Below are 21,059 nucleotides of genomic sequence, written 5' to 3'. Positions count from 1 at the left end.
GTTGCAGATCGTTGGCATGAAACCACGGCGACCAGACACGGCGCCTGACATGCAGGCGCGCCGACTGTGACACCGGATCGCTAGTATTGATTACATCGACGTGCGCTTGCGGGCGTCGACCGTTGTCGGGCCGGTCAGCCCCTCCTCGTAGCCAGTTGCGGCTCTGCCGCGTTACCGAGGAGGCGACATGTTCGCGTCGATTTCATCAGCAGTGCTGATTGGGGCACAGGGCTATCCCGTACGAGTCGAAGCTCACGTGGGTAAAGGTCTGCCCGGCTTCAGTATCGGTGGTCTGCCCGACGAGTCCGTGCGCGAGGCGCGTGACCGAACTCGCGCCGCGATCTTGAGCACTGGGCTGCAGTTCCCGACGATCAAGGTCACATTGAACCTTGCACCTTCTGATCAGCCGAAGTCAGGGTCAGCGATGGATCTCGCCATCGCCATCGGGATTCTGGCAGCGAGCGGCGCCGTGCCACCCGAGTCGGTCGAGAGGCTGTCATTCATTGGAGAACTCGGTCTCGACGGTTCGCTCCGGCCAGTCCCCGGGGTCGCCCCAATGGTCGGAGCGCTCGGCGAGAACGACGTCGTCGTGCCGATTGGCAGCGCCATTGAAGCGCGCGTGGCCGCACTCGGAACGGTCCGTCTGATCGACAGCCTCGGTGAACTCGTCGCCGTGCTGAACGGTGTTATCCCGTGGCCCGACCACGAGGCGCCCGAGCCGCCCGTCGAGGTCGTGTTCATTCCCGACCTCGCCGATGTGCAGGGTCAGCCACACGCGCGTACAGCGCTCGAAATCGCCGCAGCGGGTGGCCATCATCTGCTGATGGTTGGCCCACCGGGCGCAGGTAAGACGATGCTGGCGTCTCGCCTCGCGGGGTTGTTGCCGCTCCTCGATCGCGAGCGCGCCCTCGAGGCCACGATGGTCAACTCGGCAGCCGGCGTGCAACTCCCGGCCGGTGGGCTGATCACGCGTCCGCCGTTCAGAGCTCCGCACCACACCACATCGGGGGTAGCGCTCGTCGGTGGCGGGTCGAGCACTGTGCGACCGGGCGAGGTGTCAATGGCACATTGTGGCGTCCTCTTTATGGATGAGATTGCCGAGTTCGCGCCCAAAGTCCTCGACAACATGCGGCAGCCGTTGGAAGATCGCTACATCACGGTGTCTCGGGCGCGAATTCATGTTCGGCTCCCGGCCGACTTCCTCCTTGTCGCAGCGATGAACCCGTGCCCATGTGGGGGAGGGGCTCCAGGGGCGTGCCAGTGCAGCGATGTGCACCTGCAGCGCTACGTCCGCAGGTTGTCCGGGCCCCTGCTCGACCGTTTCGACCTGCGCGTCAACGTCCACCGTCCCGGGGTCGAGGAGTTACTGAGCCATGAGCCCGGCGAATCGAGCGCAGTGGTGGCTCGGCGCGTCGCAGAGGCTCGCAAGTTGGCCGAGGAACGGCAGGGTTGCCTCAACAGCCGATTGTCGGGCAGTCGGCTCGACGAGTTCGCGCCGATCGATGATGCAGGGCGGGCCGTGCTCCGGCACGAACTCGAACACGATCGCCTCAGTGCGCGCGGGTACCACCGGATCAGACGGGTCGCGCGGTCGATCGTCGATCTCCGGTCTTCTGCGCAACTACAGATCGACGAAGAGGCAATTCAGGTCGCGCTCGGGCTCCGAGCCTCGCTGGATACCACGATGCGCATCGGACGAGTTGCATGAGCGCCGACGGCCACCTCGCTGCGCTCGCCGGGCTGCAGCTGATGAACCCGAATCGGCTGCGGCACGTTCTCCATGACCGCAGCCCGGCTGAGGCGTTCGACATGGCGACTGGTGCCGCGGCTCCGTCCCCGGTGCTGGCAACGATTTTTCGAAAGAACGAAGGGCTCGCAAGGCTCTGGCGTCAGCAGCGCGCTGAGCGGCCGCCAGAATCATGGGCGGCGATCTGTGCTGCGGCCGGTGTGCAGGTCATCGGCGAATCGGACCCGAGCTATCCGGCGCAATTGCGGGGTGATCCTGGCGCACCTGCGGTGTTGTTCGTGCGTGGTGATTTATCCGTGCTCGATTCGCGGCGGGTCGGGATCATTGGCACACGCAACGCAACACAGCAGGGTCGTGCGACTGCAGCTCGGTTCGGTGCTGAACTGGCTGGCGCCGGAATCGTCGTCGTGTCGGGGTTGGCGCGCGGCATCGATGCTGCCGCTCACCGTGGGGCACTGCATGCTCCCGGCGGCCGACCCGTTGGCATCGTCGGGAATGGGCTGGACATCCCGTATCCAAAGCAGAACACGGACATCTGGAACGAGGTGGCTGAACGCGGTGTGCTGATCTCGGAGTGGCCTCCGGGCACCCGTCCCGACGCGTTCCGATTCCCGTTGCGCAATCGGATCCTCGCTGCGCTTTGTGAAGTGTTAGTGGTGGTGGAGAGTCGGGAGAAGGGCGGGTCCCTGATCACCGTGCACGAGGCGATCAACCGATCGGTCGTTCTGATGGCGGTTCCCGGTGCGGTCAACAGCCGGGCGTCGGCCGGAACCAACGCGCTGATCTCCGACGGCGTGCAATCGGCGCTCGAGACGGCGGACATTCTGATGGCCCTCGGGCTCGACGGCCGTCGAGCAGGACGGCAGCGGTTCGACGCTCGTCCGCAGCCAAGCGGGTCCCAGACAGACATCGTTGTGGCGTGCCGCGACGAACCGCGGACTCTCGACAGTTTGCTGCTCACCACTGGTCTCGCAATCGGTGAGTTGGCGCTGGCGTTGGCGCGGCTCGAACGGGACGGATGGCTCATCGAGAATGGTGGCTGGTTTGAAGTCGTCGATGAATGGGCTGACCTCACATGACGAGGTCTTTTCGAGCTGCGACGCGCCATGGGCAGACCATCCTAAATTTGGTTGCCGAGGGGCAATACCATTCCGGCCGTGGACTCCTGGCGTATCGACGACTTTGCTGTGTCGCTGACGTCGTTGTCGGACAACACGGTCGTGTCCTACACATCAGACCTGCGTCTCTTCTGCGAATGGTGCAGCAGAAGTGACCTTGTTGATCCGGGTCGAGTCACTCGTGCAACTATTCGGCGATATCTCGCTCATCTCACGACGCGACAGTTTGCCCGCCGAACTATTGCGCGGAAGGTCGCTGCGATTCGTCGCTACTTTAAGTGGTCGGTGGCGAACGGTCTCGCAACAGTCGACCCGACGAGCGGCGTCTCCGTGCCAGCCGGCAACGGCCGCTTGCCTCGTGTGCTCGACAGCCGAGAAATCTCTGGCCTGCTCGACGGAGCGGTCAGTGACGACGAGCCCGAATGGCGCCGTACTCGTGACGACGCCGTGCTCGAAGTGCTGTACGGATCTGGGCTGCGCGTCAGCGAATTGTGTGGAATGGACATCTCCTCGTTGGCCTTGGCCGTCGGCGCCGCAACCGTCTGGGGTAAGGGCAGCAAGGAACGCAGAGTCCCACTCAGTGAGCCAGCGGTGCGTGCGCTGCGCCGCTGGCTTGAGGCCAGGGCAGACGTCGTCACGCCAGATCAGGGCGACGCCTTGTTCGGCAACGAACGCGGAAAACGATTGGCGCCGCGTGATGTCAGACGGATCATCGACCGACGTTCACCTACTCCAACGCATCCGCATGCCTTGCGTCACAGCTTCGCGACGCATCTCCTTGATGGAGGCGCTGATCTTCGAGCCGTGCAAGAGTTGCTTGGCCATGCAGACGTGGCAACCACTCAGCGTTACACTCACGTCAGTCGAGAACGACTCTCGGCCGCCTACCGCGAGGCCCACCCCAGAGCATGAGCATTGTCCCCGAAGACGCAGACCTCCAGATGCAGTGGGCGCGCTGGGTCAACCGGCGAAACCTCGCAGCGCGCGATCATCTGATTGTTCGCTACTCGCCGCTGGTCAAGTTTGTTGCGGGTCGTGTGGGCGCTGGTCTGCCAAGCAGTGTCGACTCGGGCGATCTCATTAGCTCTGGCATGTTCGGCCTCATCGACGCGATTGAGCGCTTCGATACCAATTTTGGCGTCAAGTTTGAGACGTTTGCGGTGCCGCGAATTCGTGGCGCGATCTACGACGGTTTGCGACAACTCGACTGGGTTCCCCGCTCAGTCCGCAGCCGAGCCCGCAACGTTGAGAAAGCCATCTCTGAACTCGAACACAAACTGGGTCGGGGTCCGACCGACGAAGAGCTTTCCGAGCATCTGCGCATCACCCCCGAAGATCTGACCAAATGGCTGTCGGCCATCGCCAGGACGACGATCGGTCCGCTTGACCGCGCGATTGCGGGAGGCGCCGAACCGTCGGCTCCCGATGATGCCGTGTCCGGCTCGCCATTGGCAGTTGTCGAAGAACGTGAGTTGAGCCTGATCATGCGCGACGAGATCAAGAAGCTTCCCGAACGCGAGAAGTTGGTCCTGTCGCTGTACTACGACGAAGGCCTCACACTCGCTGAAATCGGCGAAGTACTCGGCGTCACCGAGAGCCGCGTCTCGCAGATCCACACCAAATCAGTGCTGCATCTTCGGTCGCGCATGTCGGCCGCCGGTCTCACCTGATTCGAACCTCTCGGGCCGTGCGGCCCCTCTCGACGCTCCGGCGTCCATCGGAATCCGACTGTCGAGAGGAATCATCATGCGACAACGCGTCGTCTGTGTCACCACGATTGCTCTGGTCTGGCTGATGCTGGTCCAGCCCATGTCTGCAATGGCGTCGCCATGCTGGCGCCCCCCTGTCAGCGGAACGGTTGTCGATCCGTTTCGTGCGCCGACCTGTTGGTACTGCGTGGGCCACCGGGGGATCGAGTATGGGGTTACTCCATCGACGGCGGTACGCGCTGTCGCCGCCGGCACCGTCACCTACAGCGGAACCATTACTGGCGTCATGTACGTCGTGGTCCAACATGCCAACGGGTGGAAAATCACCTACGGCAAGCTGACGTCGTCCGATCTGCAGCGTGGCGACCGGGTGACGGCCCGATCGCAGATCGGCCGTGCGACAGACCGGATGTACTTCGGCCTGCGGATCGGCGGTGAATATCGAGATCCAACGCCCTACCTCGGGCGCGCTGTTGGCTCCCCCCGTCTCGTACCCGTCGACGGCTCCCCACAACGGTCGGCGCCACCACCAGTCTGGCGCTGCCGCCCCTCGGCTTGAACTCGGCTTGAACTCGGCTTGAACTCGGCCGCGACACTGGGCAAGCGTGCGTTGAGATGCGCTCGGGCGCAGCTATCATTGTCTCGGTCGATTCATCCGAATCGACAACCAATCACTGTCTCGACGGTCAAGTAAGCGGTCGCCCGACCAAAAAACGGGCGCCGGCCGACGGGATTAACCGCACAAGGAGCAACTCATGGCTGTTATCAGCATGCGTCAGATGTTGGAAGCCGGAGCACACTTCGGCCACCAGACCCGCCGTTGGAACCCGAAAATGAAGCGTTTCATTTTCGGTGAGCGCGCTGGCATCTACATCATCGACCTCGAGCAGACGCTCGGTCGAGTCGAGACGGCCTACGGGTACGTCCGTGATCTCGTCGCCGGTGGCGGCAACATCTTGTTCGTCGGCACCAAGAAGCAGGCCCAGGACCCGATCAAGAGCTACGCCGACAAGTGCGGCATGCCGTACGTGAACGAGCGTTGGCTCGGTGGCATGCTCACCAACTTCGAGACGATGAGCAAGCGCGTCAACAAGATGCTCGAATACGAGCGCATGCAGGCGTCGGGCGAGTTCGAAGTCATGATTAAGAAAGAAGCACTTCTCCTGGAGCGCGAGATGATCAAGTTGCAGCGCAACCTCGGTGGTATGCGCAGCTTGAAGAAGGCGCCCGACGCGATCTTCGTGCTCGATACGAACAAAGAGCACATTGCCGTCACCGAAGCTCGCAAGCTCGGTATCCCGGTCGTCGCTGTCGTTGACACCAATGTCAACCCGGAAGTCATCACCTACCCGATCCCAGGCAATGACGACGCGATCCGTTCGAACAGCCTCTTTGCTCGCGTCATCGCTGACGCCGTTGCCGAAGGCCGCTTTATTGCGAACAAGCGCAACCCCGCACCCACACCGGTTGTCGAGAAGACCCCCGAAGAAGTCGCCGCTTTCGAAGCAGCGCAGGCAGACGCTCGTAACGCCGCTGCTGCCCAGCAGGCGGCACGCGATGCCAAGCTCTCTGCTGCCAAGGACGCGCCGGCTGCTGCCGCCCCCGCCGCAGCTGCACCTGTAGAGGAAGCCGCTGCCGAAGCTGAGACCGCGCCTGTGGAAGCCCCGGCAACTGCTGAAGCTGAGACCGCGCCTGTGGAAGCCCCGGCAGCTGTCGAGGCTGAGACCGCGCCTGTGGAAGCCCCGGCAGCTGCCGAGGCCGAGACTCCCGCCGAGACCACGGAAGGCTGACCACAGATGGAATTCACCGCACAAGACGTGAAGGCGCTCCGCGTAGCGTCCGGCGCCGGCATGATGGACTGCAAGAAGGCATTGCAAGAGAACGATGGCGACATGGAGGCCTCCCAAAAATGGCTCCGTGAAAAGGGCCTGGCCGCCAGCGCCAAGCGCGAAGACCGCGACGCCATTCAGGGCGTGGTCAGCATGGCGATCAGCGGCAACGTTGGCGCCATCGTTGAGCTCAAGTGCGAGACCGACTTCAGCGCCGGTTCTGACCTGTTCAAGGCTGAGGCCGACGCACTTGTTGCACTCGTGACTGCGAAGGGCGTCGATGCGATCTCCGAGCGTCAGACCAATCTTGAGGAACTCAAGGTCACGCTGAAGGAAAACATCAGCATCGGCCAAGTCGCCCGCATCGAAGCCGCCGAGGGAAACATCCTCGATAGCTACCAGCACATTCAGGGCGGACGCGGTGTCAACGGTGTCCTCGTTGAGATCGCCAATGGCACGCAGGCCCTCGCTCACGACGTTGCAGTCCACGTGGCATTCGCTCGTCCGAAGTACCTCAACCGCGACGACGTCCCTGCCGAGGTCGTTGCAGCCGAGCGCGAGACGCTCACCATGATCACCCGCAACGAAGGCAAGCCTGAGGCTGCACTTGAGAAAATCGTCGAAGGTCGGATCGGCGGCTTCTTCAAAGACGTCGCACTCCTCGATCAGCCGTACGCAAAAGACGACAAGCAGTCGGTCAGCCAGTTCATCGGCTCCGCCTCCATCATCGCCTTCGCTCAAGTCGAAATCGGCTGATTCGGTCCAAATCGCTCGATCCCTGCGTTACGCCTCACCACTCGTTGGCAAGGGCCAACTCGGGTTCATCGTGCCTTGGCCTCGAACGATCTGATCCCGAATCATCGTGCCTTGGCCTCGAACGATCTGATCCCGAATCAGCGAGCCGAGTTCTGGATCGCCACTCGATTCGGAATGAATACCTGAATTATTGAACAGCCCCGCTGCGCGTCAAGTACGTTCGGCGGGGCTGTTTCGCGCCCGACCCAACTGCTTTCGGAGACACTGAATGACGCAACGAGAACAACGTCCGAGCTTCAAACGAATCGTGTTCAAGCCATCAGGTGAGGCATTGGCGGGCGAGTCTGGCGTGGGGCTCGACGGCGCCACGCTCCAGTCGACTGCAGCGGAGATTATCGATCTGCGCCAAAACCTCGGTGTGGACGTTGCTGTCGTCGTCGGCGGGGGCAACTTCTGGCGGGGACGAACGGGTTCGCTGACTGGAATGGATCCGACACAGAGCGACCACATCGGGATGCTCGGCACGGTGATGAACGCACTCGCACTGCAGGATGCGCTCGAGCGTCAGGGGCAGGAAACGCGAGTGCAGTCGGCTATCGAGATGCCGCGAATCGCCGAGGCCTACATCCGGCGTCGCGCTGTCCGCCACCTCGAAAAGGGCCGCGTCGTCATCTTTGCTGCTGGCACCGGCAACCCGTTCTTTACCACCGACACAGCTGCCGCGCTCCGCGCCGCCGAAATCGAAGCCGAAGTGGTGATCAAGGGAACACACTCGGGCGTCGACGGGGTCTACAGCGCTGACCCGCGCACGAACCCTGATGCAATCAAGTACGACTCGGTGAGCTACATGGAAGTGATGACGAAAGACCTCAAGGTCATGGACTCAACGGCCATTGCGTTCTGCCGTGACAACGACATCCCCATCGTGGTGTTCGACATGTCGAAACCCGGTTCGTTGCGGAGCATCGTGCAGGGCGGCAGCGAAGGAACGCTCGTTCACGCATGATGCGCTGCCTGACTCGCCTGTCCTGGGTACGATGGTTATCGTGATTGACGACACGATGCTCGAAGCCATGGACAAGATGGACAAGGCTGTCGAACACACCCAGTCCCAGTTCGGCACGGTGCGGACCGGTCGGGCGAGCCCGGCACTCGTCGAGCGCATCACCGTCCAGTACTACGGCGCACCTGTGCCGATCCAGCAGCTCGCGTCGATTTCGGTGCCTGAGGCACGGCAGCTACTGATCAAGCCGCACGACCGTTCATCCCTCGAGGCGATCGAGAAGGCAATTCGCGAGAGTGACCTCGGTGTCAATCCGAACAACGACGGCATCGCGATTCGCCTCTCGCTCCCGCAGCTCACCGAGGAGCGCCGCAAGGAGTACGTGAAGGTGGCCAAGAACATGGCCGAAGAAGGCCGGATTACGCTGCGCAATATTCGCCGCGACGCCCGCAAGGACATGGAAGCCGAACAGAAAGAGGGCGATGTCTCCGAAGACGAGCTCACCCGCGCCGAAAAAGAGCTCGACAAGGTCACGAGCGAACATGTTGAGGCAATCGACGCTGCGTTCGGCCGCAAAGAGCACGAACTGATCGAAGTCTGAGAAGCTGAGGGAAACACGATGACTGACGACATTTGGCGAGCTGACGAAGAAGGACCGGCTGATCGGCGACGCCCGGGCCGACTCGAAGCCGAGATGGACGCGTTCGACGAAATAGAGTTCGGAGGACCGCTTTTCGGCGACACCTCTGAGACTTCCGTCGTTGCCGCGCAGTCTGCCCCAGAACGGCCGACCGAGCCAGAGTCGGCCGCTGAGCCGATCGAAGTGGACGCCAGCACCGGTGATTGGCCTGAGTCTGAGTCTGGTGGTTCTGGCCGCCTACAGATGGACGACCCGTCGGGTTCGATGCCGCACTGGACCGAAGATGCCACAGGTGAGGTGCCTGTTATCGGGCGCCCCAAACCGCCGGCCGACCCGACTGACGACCTTGATGTCTGGTCGACATTCACCACCGACACACCGGTGTGGAAGGAAGGTGACTCTGTCGACAAGCCCTCGGGCAGAGTCCCCGCAGCGTCGCCAATTGACCCGACCGGAGAGATCTCCTGGGAAGACGCGCCGATCGCAGAGCCGGCAGGAGCCGCCTTCGATCAGGAAACAACCGAACTCCACGACGTTGTGCCAGCAGCTGCCGCCGCGGCGGCTTTGCCGCGCGAGCCGGCGCGCATCACCATTGGCACCGACCCGTCAGGCATGCCCCGGCGGCCGCTGCCGCAGCGTCGCGGCGGATCGCCGCAACGTCCGCCCGCAACGGGGAACCGTTCGCCCGGAGGTGGCAAGCGCAACCTGCCGGTCGCAATGGCTACAGGCCTTCTGCTTTCTGCAGTATTCCTTGCTGCTTCGATGTGGCGTCCGGCCGCTGCAATCGCCTTCGTCACGGTTGCTCTCGGGCTTGCCGCGATTGAGTATTTTTCGAAGGTCACAGAGAAGGGCTACCGCCCTGCAGTGGCCGCCGGCGTGGCTGCATGCGTTGCGTGTCCGCTGGTTGCCTACTGGGTCGGCGAACGTTTCATCCCGTTGGTGCTGGTGTTTGCATTCCTCGCTGGTTCGCTCGGCTTCATCGGCTCGGATTCCATCGAAGTGGGCCCAATGCCGAACATGGCAATCACCATGCTCGGCGTGGTGTGGATCGGCCTCATGGGCTCGTTCGCCGCGCTGATCATCCGCTATTCGAACTTCTTTGGTGATCTGACTATCGGTACCGACACGATCGTGCTGTTGGCTGTTGGCGTCGTTGCCAACGATGTCGGTGCGTACTTCGTCGGGAGCGCTTTCGGGCGAACACCGCTTCGTTCTTGGATCAGCCCGAACAAGTCGGTCGAGGGTTTCCTCGGCGGCACGATCCTGACGCTGGTGGTGATGCTGATGGTCGGTCTCCGCGACCTCAGCGACACCTGGTCCGACACGAGCCATCTGCTGATGCTCGGCATCGTCATTGCTATCTTTGCGCCACTTGGTGACCTCACTGAGTCGATGTTCAAGCGGAACCTCGACGTCAAAGATTTCGGTTCGCTCATCAAGGGCCACGGTGGCGTGCTCGACCGGTTTGACGGATTCCTCTTCGCGCTCCCTGCGGTCTATTACTTGATGCTCGTCGTCGAACCGTGGACCAAGTTCAGCGTCTAATCAGATGACGCAACGGCCGGTTCGCGTTGCCATCGCCGGCTCAACCGGCTCGATCGGCACCCAGACACTCGAGGTCATTCGCGCCGAAAACAAGCGTCAGCCCGGCTCATATGTGGTGAGTGGAATCAGCGTCGGCCGTTCAGGCGACGCTGCGCTGGCCCAAGCAGCAGAGTTCGATATCCCGTTGATCGTGGTCGACGACAAAGTTGCTCGTTCCGAGGTCGCTGCGACCGGGAGAGTGCGCGTCGACGCTGACCCCACTGCGCTGATTGACGATGCCGATGTCGTGATCAATGGCGTTGTTGGCTTTGCCGGTCTCCTCATCACCACCGAGACGTTGCGCTCGGGTAAACGACTTGGCCTGGCGAATAAAGAGAGCCTCATTGCTGCTGGCCCGGTCGTGCAGCCGCTGCGTTCAACTCCGGGGGCCGAGATCGTCCCCGTCGATTCAGAACACTGCGCGCTGCATCAGTGCCTACGGTCGTCGTTCGATGCCGGCCGCGAGGTCGCCAGATTGCTCCTGACAGCAAGCGGTGGGCCGTTCCGGGGGCGAAGCGGGGCCGATCTTGCCGAGGTGACGGTCGAGAATGCACTGCAGCATCCGACGTGGAGGATGGGTCCGAAAATCACCATTGATTCGAGCACGTTGATGAACAAGGGCCTCGAAGTGATCGAAGCCCACGAGCTGTATGGCACTCCGTACGACCAGATCGACGTTGTCGTGCATCCGCAGTCGGTCATCCATTCGATGGTCGAATACACCGACGGATCGACCATTGCCCAGCTGTCGATGCCGACGATGAAGCTACCGATCGGCTACGCGCTCGGGTACCCCAATCGCCTCGCCACGCCGTTCGGAACGATCGACTGGGCCAGTCTCGGCTCACTCGACTTCGAAGCGCCAGATCGGGCGACGTTCCGCTGCCTCGACCTGGCCTACGCAGCGGGCCGTTGTGGCGGGACCGCTCCGGCATGGCTGAGTGCAGCCAACGAAGTAGCGGTGGAAGCTTTTCTTTTAGGAAATTTGCGCTGGAATCAGATAGCCGAAGTGTGCGAAGCAGTGTTGGAGCGACATGATGGTGGTATCCCCCACACCGTCGAAGATGTCATTGCAGCGGATCAAGATGCTCGACGGATCGCCGAAGAGGTAGTACAACGATGACTGATCAACTCACACCACCAACCGAAGACGACGCACCAGGTCGATCGAAGTTCACCAGCGAGATCATGGCTGGTGGAGCTGTCACCGAGAACCTCGAGGCCGACGAGCTCGCCGGAGGCGTGCAGGGCGCACTGTCGATGCTTGCCGTTTTTGGCCTGTTTGCCTGGCTCGGTTTTGCGAACTTCTGGATCTTCGTCTTTGTCGTCGGCGTTGTCATCTCGATCTTCCTCCACGAACTCGGTCACTACCTCACGGCCAAGTGGACCGGCATGAAGGTCACTCAGTTCTTCCTTTTCTTTGGGCCACGCCTCTGGAGCTTCCGTCGCGGCGAGACCGAATACGGCGTCAGGGCCCTGCCGCTTGGTGCGTTTGTTCGGATCATCGGCATGAACCGGATGGACGAAGTCGATCTCGGTGACGAAGCTCGGGCGTACCGTCAGAAGAGCTTTCCGCGCCGCCTCCTCGTCATCTCGGCTGGCTCGCTCATGCACATGCTGATCGCCGTCACGCTGCTCTTTGGCGTCTACGCCATTGCTGGCGAAGACACGGTTCGTGATGGTGTCGAAGTCCAAACACTCGTCGACGGTGGCGCGGCGCAATCTGCAGGCGTGCTTGCCGGCGACATCGTTCGATCGGTCGACGGCGAGTCGTTCACAGGTGCCAATCAATTTGGCGAGCTGATCCGCGCGAACGATCCTGGGGACGCGATCACTCTCACTGTGCTTCGGAACGGCGTCGAGGAGTCGATTTCGGTCACGCTCGGCTCGAACGACACCGGCGGGGCTCTCATTGGCGTGTCGAGCTCGAGCATCTTCGAGACAATCGACCACAGCCTCCCCGCCGCTGCCGGCAATGCAGTTGCCGACATCGTGCCGTTCTCGTGGGAGTCTGCCAAAGGGGTCGTGAAGGTCCTCAACCCGGTGAACATCATCACGCACCTCACCGGATCCAACGACGACCAGACGAGTCGACCCACCACGTTGGTCGGTGTTGCTGCAATATCTGACGACGTCGGCGAGAGCTCTGGTTGGGCCGGCATGCTGTTGTTGCTCGCAGTCCTCAACGTCTTCGTCGGTGTGTTCAACATGTTCCCGCTGCTGCCACTCGATGGCGGCCATGCAGCGATTGCTCTGTACGAGCGTGTGCGTGAAGGCGTACGCGGTGGCAAACAGCGGTACTTCGCCGACGTCGAACGACTCATGCCCTTCGCCATGGGGGTGGTGACGGTGTTGGCCATGCTGATGTTCGCTGGCCTGTACCTGGATATCACCAAGCCGCTCTGACCGTGCCTCCCGTGTCTTGTTTGCTGGGGTCGTTCGGCGGCGGGTTGAGTGCACGGCTGGCTGAGGTGCGGGTGTTTGAGTACTCGGGTCTTGCTTGATTGCTGGCTCGTCACCTCGTGGGTGCCGAGAGCGGCGTAGCTTGTTGCCATGCAGGTCGTGAGTTCGGTTCCTCGGAAGGTCACTCGTCAGATCTCGGTGGGCGATGTCAAGGTCGGTGGAGATGCACCGATCTCGATTCAGTCGATGACGATCACGAAGACTGCTGACGTCGAAGGCACGCTCCAGCAGATCTATGCGCTTGCTGCTGCGGGTGCTGACATCGTGCGTTGTACGTGCAACGAGATCGAAGCAGCCGAGGGGCTCGCTCAGATCGTGCCCCGATCACCGGTGCCGATCATTGCCGACATCCACCACCAGTACAAGATGGCGATGGCAGCGATGGAAGCAGGTGTCCACGGCCTGCGCCTCAACCCGGGCAACATCCGTAAGCCGGAGCACATCAAGGCTGTCGCTGCTGAGGCCAAAGACCGACAGATCCCGATTCGTATCGGTGTCAACGCTGGTTCGCTCGATCCGAAGCTCTACGAGAAGTACGGCGGCGCAACGCCCGAAGCGATGGTCGAATCTGCCCTGACCGAGATGGCCTACTTCGAAGAGGTCGGCTTTGACCTCATTAAGATCTCGGTGAAGGCATCGAGCGTCCCGCTGATGGTCGACGCATATCGGGCGCTCAGCGAAGTGACCGATCATCCGCTGCACCTCGGCGTCACCGAAGCTGGCCCCCCGCCAGCCGGGTTGCTCAAGGCAACCGCCGGTATCGCCACGCTGCTCTTGGAGGGCATCGGCGACACGATCCGCTACTCGCTCACGGCCGATCCGGTCGAAGAGGCAAAGGCTGGTCGCCAACTCCTCGAAGCACTCGGTCTGCGTGAGCGCAAGAACATCGACCTCATTGCCTGTCCGTCATGCGGGCGAGCAGAGGTTGACGTCATCAAAGTAGCCAACGAGGCCATGCAGGCCTTTGGTGACCGTCAGCTGCCACTCCAGATCGCTGTGATGGGCTGTGTGGTCAATGGGCCCGGCGAAGCACGCGACGCCGACATCGGCATTGCTGCAGGGAACAAGCGCGGCCACCTCTTCATCAAGGGGCAGAACGTCGCAGTCGTGCCGGAAGACGAAATGGTCGAACAGCTCGTCGAGTGGGCTGAGTTCATCCACGAGCACGGCGTCGACGCAGCGCTTGCTCGTGCCGACTTGAAAAAGGCAGCACGTGAGGCGGAGAAGGATCGCGCCAAGTTGCTCGAAGAGCAGGGCGACGATGCCAACAATGCCAACGAGAAGATCGTCCAGATCCGCAAGAAGTAGCCGGGTGTTTCCATCCGGAACGGCAGCACGCAAATACCGGCGGTTTGTGATCGGGTTTATAACGGCGTGACGACGTAGGTATGACTGTCGGCGAAGACCGGTGTGCCCGGGGAGAGATAGAGCGTGGTGCCGTCGAGCGCTATTGCGAGCTCGTGGCCAGCAGCGGTATGGCTGTCGCCGGGGGCCAGGTGAATGAGCTGTACGCCGGCCTCGGGTAGGGGGTACCGACCATCGGTGACCTTCATGATCGGCTCGCGTAGCGGAGCGAGATCGACCACTTCGAGCAACAGATCGACGTTGACCTCTTTGACCGTCAACCCGCCGCGGACGACGTTGTCGCTGGCATTCATCAGCTCAATACCCGAACCGCGTAGGTACGCATGCAGGTTCCCGGCAGTGAGGTGGAGGGCTTGGCCAGGCTGCAACGTCACATAGTTGAGCAGCAGGGTCGCGGCGACGCTTGGATCGTTGTGGCCGTATTTCTCGCCCAGGGTCCAGGCCCATCGCGCCTGACGGTCCTCAACCGATTCGAGGCCGGTGATCGTAGCGGTCGCGTCGAAGGCACCTCGATACAGATCTGCGAGCGAATCTTCGCCGTGCTCTTGGACAAAATCGGCGAACTGATCAGCACCGAGACGTCGGAGGTAGTCAATGGTGGAGCCGTAGGGGCGGAATCCGCACAGCGCCTCAAACTCGGTCAGCGCGACCAGGAGTTCGGGCTTGGCTTGATCGTCGTCGAAGACGCCGCGGGCATGGCCCTCAATAGCCTGCTCGGTCGTCGGGTGGGCCTGCAGTGATAATGGCTCGCGGGCTGACAACACCTTGAGGAGGTAGGGCAGTTTGCCGGTGAGGTCAGACAGTGGGCTGCCGTCTTCGAGCAGCGTGGGGCCATTTGGGTGGGTCCCAAGCCACAACTCAGCCCAGGGCTGGCCGCGGCCAGCAACGCCCAGCAACTTCGGGATGAAGTCTGGGTCACCCCATGCATAGTGCTGGATGGCCCCCTCGACCACGCGTACCGGCATCGTCAGTTCAATCCCAACTCGGCGACGCGTTCGAGCACTCGGCAGCGCTCGTCGCCGATGGTGGTCGTGTCGCCGTGGCCGGTGTGGACGATCGTGTGGTCAGGAAGCGAGAGCAGAACGTCTCGAATCGACGCCAATATCGTCGGCTCGTCGGAGTACACGCGGCCGGTGGCGCCTGGCCCACCACAGAACAGCGTGTCACCGCTCATGACGGCGCCAGTGGCGACGTCGTGGAAGCAGCAGCAGCCGGGCGAGTGGCCAGGCGTGTGCAGGATGGCGAGTTCGTGACCAGCGACATGCAGTGCGCGGCCAGGCTCGATGGGAGCATCAAAGTCGTGTTCGGGGTAAACGACGTCCCAGAGAAAGCGGTCGAACTCATGGAGCATGATCGGCGCATCGACGGCGTCCCGCAGTGCGACGGCGGCGTTGATGTGATCGTTGTGGCCGTGTGTCAACACGATGCCCTTGACGTTGCGACCGTTCACCGCATCGATGATGGGCTGATGGTCGTGGGCGGCGTCGAAGATCAACACTTCCTTGTCGTCGCCGACGAGCCAGATGTTGTTCTCGACTTCCCACTCGCCGCCGCCAAGCGCGAAGACGCCTTCGGTTGTCACCAGCTCGATGCTCATTGGCTGTCGATCATCACGACCGAGCGCAGTACTTCGCCGCGTTCCATTTTGTGGAAGGCCTCTTCGACGTCGCCAAGGCCAATCTTTTCTGACACGAAGCCATCGAGGTCGAGCCGACCCTGCAGGTAGAGGTCGATGAGCATCGGGAAGTCGCGCTCGGGAAGGCAGTCGCCGTACCACGAGGACTTGAGCGAGCCGCCGCGTCCGAAGATCTCGATGAACGGGAGTTCGATAGTCATCTCTGGGTTCGGCACGCCAACGAGCACGACCGTGCCGGCGAGGTCCCGTGCCTCGAAGCACTGCTTGTAGACCTCTGGGTGACCGATTGCTTCGATGCACACGTCGGCACCGTTACCGCCGGTGACCGACTGGATGTACTCGACCGGGTCGGTGTTCTTCGAGTTGCACACGTGGGTGGCACCGAAGCCCTTCGCCCACTCGAGCTTGGTGTCGTCAATGTCGACGGCGATGATCGTCGACGCGCCAGCGAGCTGTGCGCCAGCGATTGCGGCGTCGCCGACACCGCCGCAACCGAACACGGCCACGCTCTGGCCACGAGTGACCTGGCCGGTGTTGATGGCTGCACCGAGGCCCGCCATGATGCCGCAGCCGAGCAGGCCAGCAGCCTCCGGGGGAGCGGCGGGGTTGACCTTGGTGCACTGCAGTGAGTGGACAAGCGTCTTCTCGCAGAATGCGCCGATGCCGAGCGCGGGCGAGAGTTCGGTGCCATCGGTCAGTGTCATCTTTTGCGCGGCATTGTGGGTGTCGAAGCAGTACTGCGCTTGGCCGCGCTTGCACGCTCGGCAGTTGCCGCATACGGCGCGCCAGTTGAGGATCACGTAGTCGCCTGGGACGACGTTCGTCACGCCTTCACCGACCGATTCGACCAGTCCTGCGGCCTCGTGGCCGAGGAGAAACGGGAACTCGTCGTTGATGCCACCTTCGCGATAGTGCAGGTCGGTGTGGCAGACGCCGCATGCCTGAATGGCAACGACGGCCTCTCCCGGGCCGGGGTCGGGGATGACGATGGTCTCCATCGAGACTGGCTCGCCCTTGGCCCTTGCAATGATTCCGCGTACTTCCTGGCTCATCTCGCAGAACGTATCGCACCCGCAGTCATCGAACACGCACGTTGGCATCGCATACATGGAGCCTCTGGTCGAGTTCGCTGGCACAGGTAAACGTTTCCTGATGCTTCGGTGCAGTCGAGGACGCCCGGCGGTGTCGATCAGCTCCGATCGGGCGTTGTCGTGGGAGATGACCTCGTGCCTGACCAATGAGTCGAGTTGGTGGGGGCGCTTCTCTCTGCCGGATGCGTATCTTTTCTCAGAAACCGCCGTTTTCGTGAGGTAGCTACGCACGGGGTGCGCATCTACCTCACGCCTTTGCTGGCAACGACCAAGGACTAGAAGGACTAGAAGAGGCGAAGGTCAACGGGCTTCATGCCGCGGAGTTCGTCATAGTCGACTTCGACCCACGTGAACCCGCGTGACTCGGCAAGAACCTTCGCTTGCGGCTTGATGACTTGCGCAACGAACACGCCGCGGATCGCCCCGAGCGACGAGTCGAGCTTGAGGCGTTCGATGTAACGCGTGAGCTGCTCGACGCCGTCGATCTCCCCACGGCGCTTCACCTCGATGGCAACGACCTGGTCCGATTCGTCGCGGCACACGAGGTCGATCGGCCCGATTGCGGTGGGGTACTCGCGGCGCACCAGCTTGAGACCGTCCTCGATGGCATCGGGTGAGGCTGCGAGTAATTCCTGGAGATGGGCCTCAACGCCGTCCTTCTGGAGGCCAGGGTCGGTGCCGAGTTCGGCCTCGACGTCGCTCATCACTTCGTGGAGTGTGATCGTCAACGTCTCCTTTTTCGGATTGGTGACGATCCACCGATGCACGCCACCGTCGGCAGTGTCATCTTTTTCTTCGACGATGGTGTTGGGGGCGTTCATCCAGTTGAGCGGCTTGTAGGCACCGCCATCGGCATGAATGGCTACGCAGCCATCAGCTTTCACCATGATCAGACGGTTGGCCTCAGGTAAATGGGCGGCGAGCTTGCCAGCGTAGTCGACCGAACAGCGAGCAATGAGCAGACGCACGGCAGGCGACGCTATCGGTTCGGTGCCATGTCGGCCGCGGCGAAGGCGGACGCGACCTGATTCAGCGCACGGATACGACGTGGTCCTGCATGCGTTTCTGAATCAGCGCCCGACGTTCTTGCAGTTCTTTGTAGGTGAGTGAGTTGACGCTCGAATCGAGGCCCATGCTCTTCTTGACACCGTCCATGTCGAACTCGACGGCGCTGGGGTCGATCCCGAGTTCGCGACCAAGGCGTTCACCGTGCTTCGTGGCGAACAGCATCGAGATGTTCGCGACTTCGCCAATGAGGTCGAGTTCGGGCGCAAGGCGGGCGATTGCACCGTCGAGGAACACGAGATTCTTGACGTAGAGCATGAGTTCCTTGGGGAGCTTGGCGCCATAGCCCAGCAGAGCTTTCACGATCCGCTGGACTTCGTGGACCATCTCCTCGCCGGTCAGGGTCGTGGGATCGATCGTCGCCTCGTCGAGCCGGAGGTCACTGATTACCGCGTCGAGGTCGGTGTCCATGGGGAGCGCTCCGAGGTCGCGCAGCGCAGCCATTTGGCCCTTCACGTCGTTGGTCGTTGCGCTGAGCATGAAACGGAGGAATGCATTGCGGCGCGCACCGGAGAGTCGGCCGACGATGCCATAGTCGAGGAGTGCGGTTCGGCCGTCTGCGAGGACAAGCAGGTTGCCGCCGTGGAGGTCCCCATGGAAGATGCCTTCGACGACAGCGCCTTCCATGAATGCGACCATTGCCGTCCGGACCACGTCGACGGTGTCGATGCCAGCATCTTGCATGCCGGCCACGTCGTCGAAGTTGAAGCCGTGGAATCGCTCCATCACGAGCACCCGTCGAGTCACGAGCGATGGGTGCGGGCGCGGGACGACGTAGCGCTCTTGCCCAAGATCGTGCAGCATCGCGGCGACGTCGAGCATGTTCGCCGCTTCCATCCGGAAGTCGAGCTCTTCGACGATCGTCTCGGCGAACAGTTCGACGAGCGACGGCGGGTTGGCGAGCGCTGCGACCGGAATACGGCCGACCAGGTGCGGGGCGAGCCAGGCCATCACGCGGAGGTCTTTGCGGACGTAGCCCGACACGGTCGGTCGCTGGACCTTGACGACCACTTCTTCACCGGTCTTCAACCGGGCGACATGGACTTGGGCAATCGATGCGGCGGCGAGTGCGGTTTCTTCGAACGATTCGAAGATGTCTTCAAGCCGAGCGCCAAGATCTTCTTCGACCGTGCGGCGGACAACGTCAAAGGGCTCGGCCGGAACCTGGTCGCGGCACTTCTTGAACTCTTCGACCAGCTCGGCCGGAAACAGGCCGTCGCCCGACGAAATGATCTGGCCGAGCTTGATGTACGTCGGTCCAAGCGTCTCGGCAGCTTCGCGTAGACGGCGAGAAATCACTGCGCGACTGGCTTCAGGCGTGTCGAACTTGCCGCGTTTCTTCGAGATCAACCATGGTGCGACTGCCCGACCGAGCCGAGTCGAGACGCTGACGACGCGAGCGCCTGGCGGAAGCCTTGACGGCTTGGTCAGCGAAGGGACCTCGCCTTGCGCTTGGGACCGCAGCGTGGCGGCCAGCTCCACCCAGCGAACGTCTTCGCGGCGAATATCCCAGGGGCCGACCTCGCTGAACGCTCCCCAACCGGTGTCGGATCGGGCGCTCGGGGTGGTCGACGATGACGACATATCTTTAGGATGCCGGAATCTGGGTCGTTCGCCATCGCTGAGATTGACAGAAATCAGAGTCAAGGGACATGTCACAGCGGTCGATGACTGAGAATGAGCGCAATCGTCTTCACTGTCGCCGAAGTGTGCGTCCTTTGCGCCTTCGCGGCGCAGCTGTTTCGCAAGCGTGCGGTGCTGCGCCCGGTTATCGCCCGCGCGACGCGCTGAGAAGAAAAACTCCGCCGACAAATTGCTCGGTTACCTCCGTCGGGTGCCAACATCGAGCAATGACAATACGACCGTTCAGCGTGCTCGGTATTCAGCAGATCGCTATCGGCGGGCTCGACAAGGGTGCGCTCACCGAGCTCTGGACTGGCTTGCTCGGCGTCGAAAAGGTCGGCGACTACGTGGCCGAATCCGAGAACGTCGATGAAGACATCCTGCGGCTCGGCTCAGGGCCGCACGCAGTTGAGATTGACCTGATGCAACCGATCGACCCGGACAAGTCGCCGAAGGTGCACAACCCGGCGCTGAACCACGTCGGACTCTGGATTGACGACCTCGAGGCAGCGGTGTCGTGGCTGACCGAGCAGGGCATGCGTTTCACACCCGGCGGTATTCGCAAGGGAGCGTCGGGGTATGACGTGTGCTTCTTGCACCCGAAGGGCAACGATATGTCGCCGCGCTCGGGCGAAGGCGTCCTGATCGAGTTGGTTCAGGCGCCGTCGGCGGTCATTGAGGCGCTGTCGTCCTAACGCTCGACGTTTCGGCCGAACAGGGCTCATGCGGCGCGACTCAGAAGTTCGGTGGGCGTTTTTCGCGTAGCGCGGCAACACCCTCGGCGTATTCGGCAGTACCCATCGATACATCGAGCAAGCGAACCGAATCACGGACGGACGCTGCAGGGTCATGCCGGAGCAGGTCGGCTGTGAGCTGTTGCTTGGTGACGGCAACGGCGTTCGGCCCGGTCGATGCGGCCAACAGCTGTGCATATGCCTGCGCTGCGGCCAACGTCTGTGCACCGTCGGCTTCGACGCCGTTCCACAGACCCCAGTCAGCGGTTTCGGCACCGGTGACAATGCGGCCTGACAGGAGAAGGTCGTTGGCGCGGGTCGCTCCAACGAGGCGTGGGAGCGTCCAGCTCATTCCGTACTCGGCGGGAAGGCCCAGCTTCGGTGCTGCCGTCGTCAGTTTTGCTGTTGCGGAAACAAATCGCAGATCGCAGAAGGTGACGAGGGCCAGTCCGACCCCCGCACACGCGCCGTTGACCGCAGCGATGATGGGAAGGCGATACCCGAGCTGCCAAGCGAAGTCGGCGTCCAGTCGTCCGTCGAGGATCTTGCCGGCCCCTGGTTGTGCAGGCTCGGGTGGGAGCCCGGTGTCGTAGCCGCCTTTGTCGACGTGGCCCGCCAAGGCGTCGGAGTCGCCGCCGACACAGAACGCCGGCGGCGTGCCGGTGACCACCACCGCACGAAGGTCAGCGCGGTGTT

Annotated in this window: 20 protein-coding genes; 14 read left to right on the top strand and 6 right to left on the bottom strand. The window is 62.3% G+C overall.

Annotated features, from left to right (window positions below; genetic code table 11):
• Positions 1–187: 187 nt before the first annotated feature.
• The 13 genes from ACH2EI_RS01520 (at position 188) to ispG (ending at position 14,157) form a co-directional block, all read left to right on the top strand.
• A complete protein-coding gene (locus ACH2EI_RS01520; protein WP_395153055.1) occupies positions 188–1,708 on the top strand; it encodes a YifB family Mg chelatase-like AAA ATPase in 1,521 nt (506 codons plus the stop codon).
• A complete protein-coding gene (dprA, locus tag ACH2EI_RS01515) occupies positions 1,705–2,826 on the top strand; it encodes a DNA-processing protein DprA (protein WP_395153054.1) in 1,122 nt (373 codons plus the stop codon). Before ACH2EI_RS01520 ends, dprA begins: the two co-directional genes overlap by 4 nt.
• A 78-nt stretch (positions 2,827–2,904) precedes the next feature.
• Positions 2,905–3,777, top strand: coding sequence for a tyrosine-type recombinase/integrase (locus ACH2EI_RS01510; RefSeq protein ID WP_395153053.1), 873 nt, complete (start codon positions 2,905–2,907; stop codon positions 3,775–3,777).
• Entirely contained in the window at positions 3,774–4,535 is a 762-nt protein-coding gene (locus ACH2EI_RS01505; RefSeq protein WP_395153052.1) for a FliA/WhiG family RNA polymerase sigma factor, read from the top strand. The genes ACH2EI_RS01510 and ACH2EI_RS01505 overlap by 4 nt, the downstream gene beginning before the upstream one ends.
• A 76-nt stretch (positions 4,536–4,611) precedes the next feature.
• Positions 4,612–5,133 (top strand): murein hydrolase activator EnvC family protein, encoded by a 522-nt coding sequence (locus ACH2EI_RS01500; protein WP_395153051.1) that lies wholly within the window; start codon positions 4,612–4,614, stop codon positions 5,131–5,133.
• A 196-nt stretch (positions 5,134–5,329) separates the two neighbouring features.
• Complete coding sequence (gene rpsB, locus ACH2EI_RS01495) at positions 5,330–6,364, top strand: 30S ribosomal protein S2 (RefSeq protein ID WP_395153050.1); 1,035 nt, start codon at positions 5,330–5,332, stop codon at positions 6,362–6,364.
• Positions 6,365–6,370: 6 nt separating this feature from the next.
• Complete coding sequence (gene tsf, locus ACH2EI_RS01490) at positions 6,371–7,159, top strand: translation elongation factor Ts (RefSeq protein ID WP_395153049.1); 789 nt, start codon at positions 6,371–6,373, stop codon at positions 7,157–7,159.
• Between the two features lie 268 nt (positions 7,160–7,427).
• Positions 7,428–8,165: a UMP kinase gene (gene pyrH / locus ACH2EI_RS01485; RefSeq protein WP_395153048.1), complete on the top strand. Its 738-nt coding sequence runs from the start codon at positions 7,428–7,430 to the stop codon at positions 8,163–8,165.
• 40 nt (positions 8,166–8,205) lie between these two features.
• Positions 8,206–8,763, top strand: coding sequence for a ribosome recycling factor (gene frr, locus ACH2EI_RS01480; protein ID WP_395153047.1), 558 nt, complete (start codon positions 8,206–8,208; stop codon positions 8,761–8,763).
• Between the two features lie 18 nt (positions 8,764–8,781).
• Complete coding sequence (locus ACH2EI_RS01475; RefSeq protein WP_395153046.1) at positions 8,782–10,347, top strand: phosphatidate cytidylyltransferase; 1,566 nt, start codon at positions 8,782–8,784, stop codon at positions 10,345–10,347.
• 4 nt (positions 10,348–10,351) lie between these two features.
• Positions 10,352–11,509 carry a 1-deoxy-D-xylulose-5-phosphate reductoisomerase gene (gene dxr, locus ACH2EI_RS01470; protein ID WP_395153045.1) on the top strand — a complete coding sequence of 386 codons (1,158 nt, stop codon included), beginning with the start codon at positions 10,352–10,354 and terminating at the stop codon, positions 11,507–11,509.
• Positions 11,506–12,792: a M50 family metallopeptidase gene (locus tag ACH2EI_RS01465; RefSeq protein WP_395153294.1), complete on the top strand. Its 1,287-nt coding sequence runs from the start codon at positions 11,506–11,508 to the stop codon at positions 12,790–12,792. The genes dxr and ACH2EI_RS01465 overlap by 4 nt, the downstream gene beginning before the upstream one ends.
• A gap of 147 nt (positions 12,793–12,939) precedes the next feature.
• Positions 12,940–14,157, top strand: a complete 1,218-nt coding sequence (gene ispG, locus ACH2EI_RS01460; RefSeq protein ID WP_395153295.1) for a flavodoxin-dependent (E)-4-hydroxy-3-methylbut-2-enyl-diphosphate synthase — start codon at positions 12,940–12,942, stop codon at positions 14,155–14,157.
• A gap of 56 nt (positions 14,158–14,213) precedes the next feature.
• On the opposite strand, the gene ACH2EI_RS01455 is transcribed toward ispG, so the two are convergent.
• From ACH2EI_RS01455 to ACH2EI_RS01435, 5 genes are all read right to left on the bottom strand, one after another.
• Positions 14,214–15,179 carry a type I phosphomannose isomerase catalytic subunit gene (locus tag ACH2EI_RS01455; protein ID WP_395153296.1) on the bottom strand — a complete coding sequence of 322 codons (966 nt, stop codon included), beginning with the start codon at positions 15,177–15,179 and terminating at the stop codon, positions 14,214–14,216.
• A gap of 2 nt (positions 15,180–15,181) precedes the next feature.
• On the bottom strand, positions 15,182–15,811 hold the full coding sequence (locus ACH2EI_RS01450) for an MBL fold metallo-hydrolase (protein WP_395153297.1): 630 nt from the start codon (positions 15,809–15,811) through the stop codon (positions 15,182–15,184).
• A complete protein-coding gene (locus ACH2EI_RS01445; protein ID WP_395153298.1) occupies positions 15,808–16,902 on the bottom strand; it encodes an S-(hydroxymethyl)mycothiol dehydrogenase in 1,095 nt (364 codons plus the stop codon). Before ACH2EI_RS01445 ends, ACH2EI_RS01450 begins: the two co-directional genes overlap by 4 nt.
• Before the next feature lie 323 nt (positions 16,903–17,225).
• Positions 17,226–17,909, bottom strand: coding sequence for an endonuclease NucS (gene nucS, locus ACH2EI_RS01440; RefSeq protein ID WP_395153299.1), 684 nt, complete (start codon positions 17,907–17,909; stop codon positions 17,226–17,228).
• 61 nt (positions 17,910–17,970) lie between these two features.
• Positions 17,971–19,590: an ABC1 kinase family protein gene (locus ACH2EI_RS01435; RefSeq protein WP_395153300.1), complete on the bottom strand. Its 1,620-nt coding sequence runs from the start codon at positions 19,588–19,590 to the stop codon at positions 17,971–17,973.
• Between the two features lie 266 nt (positions 19,591–19,856).
• Between ACH2EI_RS01435 and ACH2EI_RS01430 the strand changes: the two genes are divergently transcribed.
• A complete protein-coding gene (locus ACH2EI_RS01430) occupies positions 19,857–20,324 on the top strand; it encodes a VOC family protein (RefSeq protein ID WP_395153301.1) in 468 nt (155 codons plus the stop codon).
• 40 nt (positions 20,325–20,364) lie between these two features.
• On the opposite strand, the gene ACH2EI_RS01425 is transcribed toward ACH2EI_RS01430, so the two are convergent.
• Positions 20,365–21,059, bottom strand: a 695-nt coding sequence (locus ACH2EI_RS01425; RefSeq protein WP_395158916.1) for an enoyl-CoA hydratase-related protein, incomplete at its 5' end; no start/stop codon positions are given.

It is taken from the genome of Ilumatobacter sp. (assembly GCF_041688325.1).
GTDB lineage: Bacteria > Actinomycetota > Acidimicrobiia > Acidimicrobiales > Ilumatobacteraceae > Ilumatobacter_A.
The sequence above is the reverse complement of the archived record's forward strand: the minus strand, read 5'-3'. Positions and strand labels throughout refer to the sequence as shown.

What these genes read in the sequence shown, in the direction of transcription:
- ispG (WP_395153295.1), top strand. Translation starts at nt 12,940, where the DNA reads ATGCAGGTCGTGAGTTCGGTTCCTCGGAAGGTCACTCGTCAGATCTCG.
- ACH2EI_RS01465 (WP_395153294.1), top strand. Translation starts at nt 11,506, where the DNA reads ATGACTGATCAACTCACACCACCAACCGAAGACGACGCACCAGGTCGA.
- tsf (WP_395153049.1), top strand. Translation starts at nt 6,371, where the DNA reads ATGGAATTCACCGCACAAGACGTGAAGGCGCTCCGCGTAGCGTCCGGC.
- ACH2EI_RS01505 (WP_395153052.1), top strand. Translation starts at nt 3,774, where the DNA reads ATGAGCATTGTCCCCGAAGACGCAGACCTCCAGATGCAGTGGGCGCGC.
- dprA (WP_395153054.1), top strand. Translation starts at nt 1,705, where the DNA reads ATGAGCGCCGACGGCCACCTCGCTGCGCTCGCCGGGCTGCAGCTGATG.
- ACH2EI_RS01520 (WP_395153055.1), top strand. Translation starts at nt 188, where the DNA reads ATGTTCGCGTCGATTTCATCAGCAGTGCTGATTGGGGCACAGGGCTAT.
- ACH2EI_RS01445 (WP_395153298.1), bottom strand. Translation starts at nt 16,902, where the DNA reads ATGAGCCAGGAAGTACGCGGAATCATTGCAAGGGCCAAGGGCGAGCCA.
- ACH2EI_RS01500 (WP_395153051.1), top strand. Translation starts at nt 4,612, where the DNA reads ATGCGACAACGCGTCGTCTGTGTCACCACGATTGCTCTGGTCTGGCTG.
- ACH2EI_RS01455 (WP_395153296.1), bottom strand. Translation starts at nt 15,179, where the DNA reads ATGCCGGTACGCGTGGTCGAGGGGGCCATCCAGCACTATGCATGGGGT.
- ACH2EI_RS01430 (WP_395153301.1), top strand. Translation starts at nt 19,857, where the DNA reads ATGACAATACGACCGTTCAGCGTGCTCGGTATTCAGCAGATCGCTATC.
- ACH2EI_RS01450 (WP_395153297.1), bottom strand. Translation starts at nt 15,811, where the DNA reads ATGAGCATCGAGCTGGTGACAACCGAAGGCGTCTTCGCGCTTGGCGGC.
- ACH2EI_RS01435 (WP_395153300.1), bottom strand. Translation starts at nt 19,590, where the DNA reads ATGTCGTCATCGTCGACCACCCCGAGCGCCCGATCCGACACCGGTTGG.
- ACH2EI_RS01475 (WP_395153046.1), top strand. Translation starts at nt 8,782, where the DNA reads ATGACTGACGACATTTGGCGAGCTGACGAAGAAGGACCGGCTGATCGG.
- dxr (WP_395153045.1), top strand. Translation starts at nt 10,352, where the DNA reads ATGACGCAACGGCCGGTTCGCGTTGCCATCGCCGGCTCAACCGGCTCG.
- pyrH (WP_395153048.1), top strand. Translation starts at nt 7,428, where the DNA reads ATGACGCAACGAGAACAACGTCCGAGCTTCAAACGAATCGTGTTCAAG.
- rpsB (WP_395153050.1), top strand. Translation starts at nt 5,330, where the DNA reads ATGGCTGTTATCAGCATGCGTCAGATGTTGGAAGCCGGAGCACACTTC.